The sequence below is a fragment of the Novosphingobium clariflavum genome, assembly GCF_026420865.1.
Lineage (GTDB): Bacteria > Pseudomonadota > Alphaproteobacteria > Sphingomonadales > Sphingomonadaceae > Novosphingobium > Novosphingobium clariflavum.
In genome coordinates this window covers 1-4,385 of record NZ_JAPCWC010000061.1, presented here as the reverse complement: position 1 = coordinate 4,385, position 4,385 = coordinate 1, and the positions used below count along the sequence as shown (strand labels likewise).

Here is a 4,385-nt window from a genome sequence, read left to right as displayed (position 1 = left end):
ATGCGCGGTGCGATCGGCACTGGCGAGGCGTAGCGTGCATCGGCAATGCGACGGCATTGCCATGCCGCGAGCGAGCCGGGCCGCTGCCGTCTATGGGCGTCATCGACCGCAAGGTCAGGCCCACGCGGCGCGATGGGGCTCGATGCCCCGAAGCGCCGCCCAGGGCGACGTAAAAAAAGGGAAGGACCCCGGTTTCCCGGAGCCCTTCCGACAGATGCGTCAGGCGCGGCGGCTGCGCGCAGGCTGCATCGGTGCCTGTTCGTTGCGACGGAAGACGTGCAGCGGGACGCCAGCGGTGCGCATCTTGCGGGCGAAGTCGATCTGGACGCCCGATCCTTCGCACACGACTGCCTCGACGGGACGCAGGCTTGCGATGCGGTCGTTGCGCAGGAACCCCGCCTTGTTGCCGTGACGACGCTCGAGCATCATGCGCACCAGCTTGACGTCGCGCGAGGACGCCCATGCTGCGGCGATGGCGTCGGCTCCCTTGTTCATCGCGGTGGTCATCAGGACCATCGAGGGGATGCGGCGCTTGATCTGGTCGAGGCGTTCGAAGAGCTGCTCGTGGTCGTGCCATTCCATGCCGCCCGAGAAGGCGACGACAGGCCCGGTTGGGTTGTGCTCTTCCCGCTTCTTGGCGGCGCGTGCGGCCAGATAGTCGGCTCCGTCGATCATCGAGGCGGTGAGCTTGGAGGAGACGCGGCTGCCGCGCACGGTCGAGAAGGGACGGCCCGTCTCGATGCGATAGACTTCGCCGGCGTGGTCGCGCATGCAGCGCATCGCCTCGGCGCACCCTTCCAGTGTCTGGCAGAGCAGCTGGGTCTCTTCGAGTTCGACAGCGTAGATCTCCGAGGGGTCGTAGCTGCGGACCAGATCGCCCAGCTTCTTGGCGGCGTCATCCTCCCGGCCCTCGATGCGCTTGGCCACCATGTGGAAGCTGTTGACGAAGCCCCATGCGAGGTCGGCGGCGAACTCCTCCATCCGGGTGTCGCGGAATACATCGAACATCGTCGAGAGCATCTGTTCGACGGCGGCTGCTGCCTGATCGGGATCGGGCATTTCCAGCTTCTCGGCTTCTCCCACGATGCTGAGCTTGGCCATCTCGCTGGCTTCGATGAAGCTGCCTTCGTAGGTCTGGCGGGTTTCGGTGTCGACGCGGCGCTCGTTGAACGCGCGGCCCATGTCGTCGAAGTTGCTGTACTTGGTCATGATAGCCTCCATGTGTTGAAAATCTCACCTTCTCTCGGTGAGGAATCTCATCCGGCATGCGGCGGTCAGGGCGGTCAGGGACGTTAACCGGGAAGCCGTGCCGCGCAGACGGCACGGACCCCGGTTAACGCTCGCGAGCGGTGGAGCCGATTTTCTCGTGCCCGAAAGCGGAGGCGCAGCCGGAGTGTCGGGTGCGTGAAAATTGGGGGACCGCTCGTCCTTGACGGCCCGCAAATCCCCGCATGCCAAACTTCCTCATCACAGAGAGAGAAAATATTATGTTGTGGCAGGCACGCCGGGTCGGACCGACGGCGGGCGACGATGGCGTGCCGCAAGGCACGGCATCGTAAAGCGGGCGCCAGAGAGCCCGGGAGGGCGAACCAGCCCGCGCCGCCCCCAAGGAGGACGCCCGGCGCAGCGAGCGGATCGTCACCCGTCAGGGCGGAGACCCCGCAGGGGGCTCCGGGAGGCCCGCCAGGGCCGAGTAGAGCCGCGTGCCCGCCCATAGGGCGGGACGCCCAACCTCTTCTTCTACGCCCTTCTCGCAACCACCATGGCAGGACAGACCGCCCGAACCGGATGCAAGGGAGCGGCGGCCGTGACAGCGGCCGCAGCCGCAGCCGGAGAGGCTGCGCGTTGGATCACGCGGTCATGGATCGTAGTCGTGGCTATCGCCGTCGTCATGGGCGTCCCCGTAGTCGGGCATCTGGGTGTGACCCGGATCGTCGGGGTCGAAATTGTCATCGTGATCGTCGGTTACCGGATTGATGTGTAAATCCGGTTCGTCATCATATCCGGTATGGACGACAATCCGGTTTGCCGGCTCCGGCTCGACTGCGCTGTCGTCGTCGAACCAGCATTGGCGCGGGCAAAAGAGCAGCAGCCGGTCGCGATGGACGAAGGGCTTGCCATCCATGAGGATCGGACGGGTCGCGAGACGGCGGCAGGGCTTGTTCCGGCGATCGTAGAAGCCGCACGGCACCGCGAGCGGCGTGGGGGCGACGGCATCGCCGTCGTCACTGCCGCGCGCCGGTGCCGGGATTTCGGGTTCGGGGTCCGGCGCGAACGGATCGCCGTCGAACATGTCGCGCTGGGTGGTCATGATGCCGATCCTTTTCGAGCGGAGGCGCGCGCGCAAGGCGCGATGCGTCAGCATCGCGTCGAGGGCGGCGCGCCGGTCAGAGTGAGCACGCGGCAGGGGCGGTGCCTTGCGGCACCGCCCCGTGCGGTTCGGGTCAGTAGAATTCTGCCCGGTCGGCGATGATCTCGCAGCCGTAGCGGTCGTTGCCGTCGACGTCCTGCCAGCGGGTGTAGTGGAGGCGGCCTTCGATGGCGATGAGGTCGCCCTTCTGGCGGTTGTTGGCGATCGCCTTGGCGAGGCCGTTGAAGCAGGTGACCTTGTGGTATTCGGTTTCCTTGACCGTGAAGCCGTCCTCGCCCTTGTAGGTGTGGCCGTCCTTGTTCAGCTTGGGGCGATCGGTCGCCACGAAGATCGTCGCGACGCTGGTGGTGCGGTTGACCTCGCGCAGCTCGGGGGTGCGGGTGATGCGGCCGACCAGGTTCACGTTGTTCATCTCGAAGCCTCCTTGGGATGTGGCCGGCGGTTCGTCCGCCGGTGTCACCTAAGGAGCGCCGGGAGTCGGGGCGCCGCACCGCAGGGCGATCGGGACCGTCGCGCAGGCGGCGGGATCGATCGACCGGAGGGGAACCGCTTTTGCAGGGGTGGTGCGGGCAGCCGCGCGACGCGCGGCAACACGGCCCTGCCAAAGGGGTTGCGGGGTTCCGGCTCCCGGCGCAGGTGACACGAAACGGCGGATGGACCGCCGGTCGCAGCCCAAGGTTCCCGCAGGCTTCGAGATGAACAAGTCTCGTGAACCGACAGGGTCGGGTGCGTCATCCGTATCACCGGGCGATGGAGTGCGGGGGGCAACCGCACCACCAGCGTCGCGACTCCTTGGGATGGTGGCGACAGCCCGGAGCTGAACAAGGACGGTCACATGCGGGCGTGACGGCCGTGTCGAGGAAGCCGGATGCCGCAAGGGCACCTTCGTCCGGAACGCTTGCCAGGGCGATCGCCAGCAACCGCCATCCCCGGCACCGTTCCGATCGCCATCGAAGGCTGCTTTCAGGGCGATTCCGCTGGCAGGGTGGCGATGGCTTTACAGGCCGCCGGATTGCGAGATCAGGGCCGGTTGGCGGACAGCTGCGATCCCAACCGTCGGGGCGGTGCCGAAAGGCACCGCTCCTTTCAGAGGGCGATTGTCGATCGCGATTGCATGAGAGACCCGTTAGCGACGGTCCAGAGGCTTCAGGAGCCGTGCCTGAATGGCGCGGATGATCTTTGCGAAATATCCCGGCGGGGTTCTACCGTAGAGAAAGCCGCCACTCTTGAGATCGATCACGTCGTGGCCGCGCCAGTCGAACTCATTCGCTTCGTTGAGAACGACATAGCTTTCCTGCGGGCGTGGCAAACCCATAGCGGTCGCGACAACCTCAGGGATCGCATCGGTGTCGCTATCGGGTATCTCGCCCTTGGTGGTGATGGGCGCAACGACGATGCCGGAGGCATCGGCGGCAAGGACTATAACGGGGCGTTCCTTGACGCCTTCGTCCCTGCCCGCCGCGGCGTCGGTGCTGAAGAGATAGACATAGTTGAGGATATCACCCGGGCGAGGCGGCGGTGCCGGGGGTGTCGTGGTCCCATCGATCGGCGGCAATTTCGGCGTCACTGGGAAGCGAGGCTTCAAGACGGGCCGCGAAGTCATTGGGGAAGGTTCCTTCGGAATAGACACGGCGGTTTCCATGAAGCGCAGCGAGCGCAGCTTCGGCATGTTCGAGCCACTGGGCACTGACGACGGCCGCGAACGGACGCTTGTGCTTGGTGAGAATGACAGGCCGCGTCTGGCTTTGATCGACATAGACGCCGGGAGACTTGTGAAAGTCGGTGAGGTTGACGGTGTCGTCGTCAGCGCGGGTCGCCATGATATCCTCCTGCGGTGGAAATGGCGATTATACGCATTGTGCGCGGAATAGCCAGAATGAAGACGGGGACCGCTTCGGGGGGAGCGAAGCGATCCCCGTCGAGGGAGCGAAAGGGGCGACGCATATGCGCCGCCCGTGGTCGATCAGGCGTTCTCGAGCGGCGCGGTGGACTGGCCGAGACCGTCCGGGGTCGA

Annotated in this window: 5 protein-coding genes; all 5 read right to left on the bottom strand. The window is 65.8% G+C overall.

Going from position 1 to position 4,385, the window contains the following annotated elements; genetic code table 11:
* Nucleotides 1-219: 219 nt before the first annotated feature.
* The 5 genes from OKA11_RS24110 to OKA11_RS24090 all read right to left on the bottom strand — a co-directional run bounded on the left by OKA11_RS24110 (nucleotide 220) and on the right by OKA11_RS24090 (nucleotide 4,191).
* Complete coding sequence (locus OKA11_RS24110; protein ID WP_069336083.1) at nucleotides 220-1,209, bottom strand: SLOG family protein; 990 nt, start codon at nucleotides 1,207-1,209, stop codon at nucleotides 220-222.
* A gap of 649 nt (nucleotides 1,210-1,858) precedes the next feature.
* Nucleotides 1,859-2,311, bottom strand: coding sequence for a hypothetical protein (locus OKA11_RS24105; RefSeq protein WP_267225117.1), 453 nt, complete (start codon nucleotides 2,309-2,311; stop codon nucleotides 1,859-1,861).
* Nucleotides 2,312-2,444: 133 nt separating this feature from the next.
* Nucleotides 2,445-2,783 carry a single-stranded DNA-binding protein gene (locus tag OKA11_RS24100; RefSeq protein ID WP_069336081.1) on the bottom strand — a complete coding sequence of 113 codons (339 nt, stop codon included), beginning with the start codon at nucleotides 2,781-2,783 and terminating at the stop codon, nucleotides 2,445-2,447.
* A gap of 714 nt (nucleotides 2,784-3,497) precedes the next feature.
* Nucleotides 3,498-3,926: a hypothetical protein gene (locus OKA11_RS24095; protein WP_267225115.1), complete on the bottom strand. Its 429-nt coding sequence runs from the start codon at nucleotides 3,924-3,926 to the stop codon at nucleotides 3,498-3,500.
* The gene (locus tag OKA11_RS24090) at nucleotides 3,871-4,191 is read right to left on the bottom strand and encodes a type II toxin-antitoxin system Phd/YefM family antitoxin (RefSeq protein WP_069336079.1); all 321 of its coding nucleotides are present in this window, start codon (nucleotides 4,189-4,191) and stop codon (nucleotides 3,871-3,873) included. Before OKA11_RS24090 ends, OKA11_RS24095 begins: the two co-directional genes overlap by 56 nt.
* Between the last annotated feature and the right edge of the window lie 194 nt (nucleotides 4,192-4,385).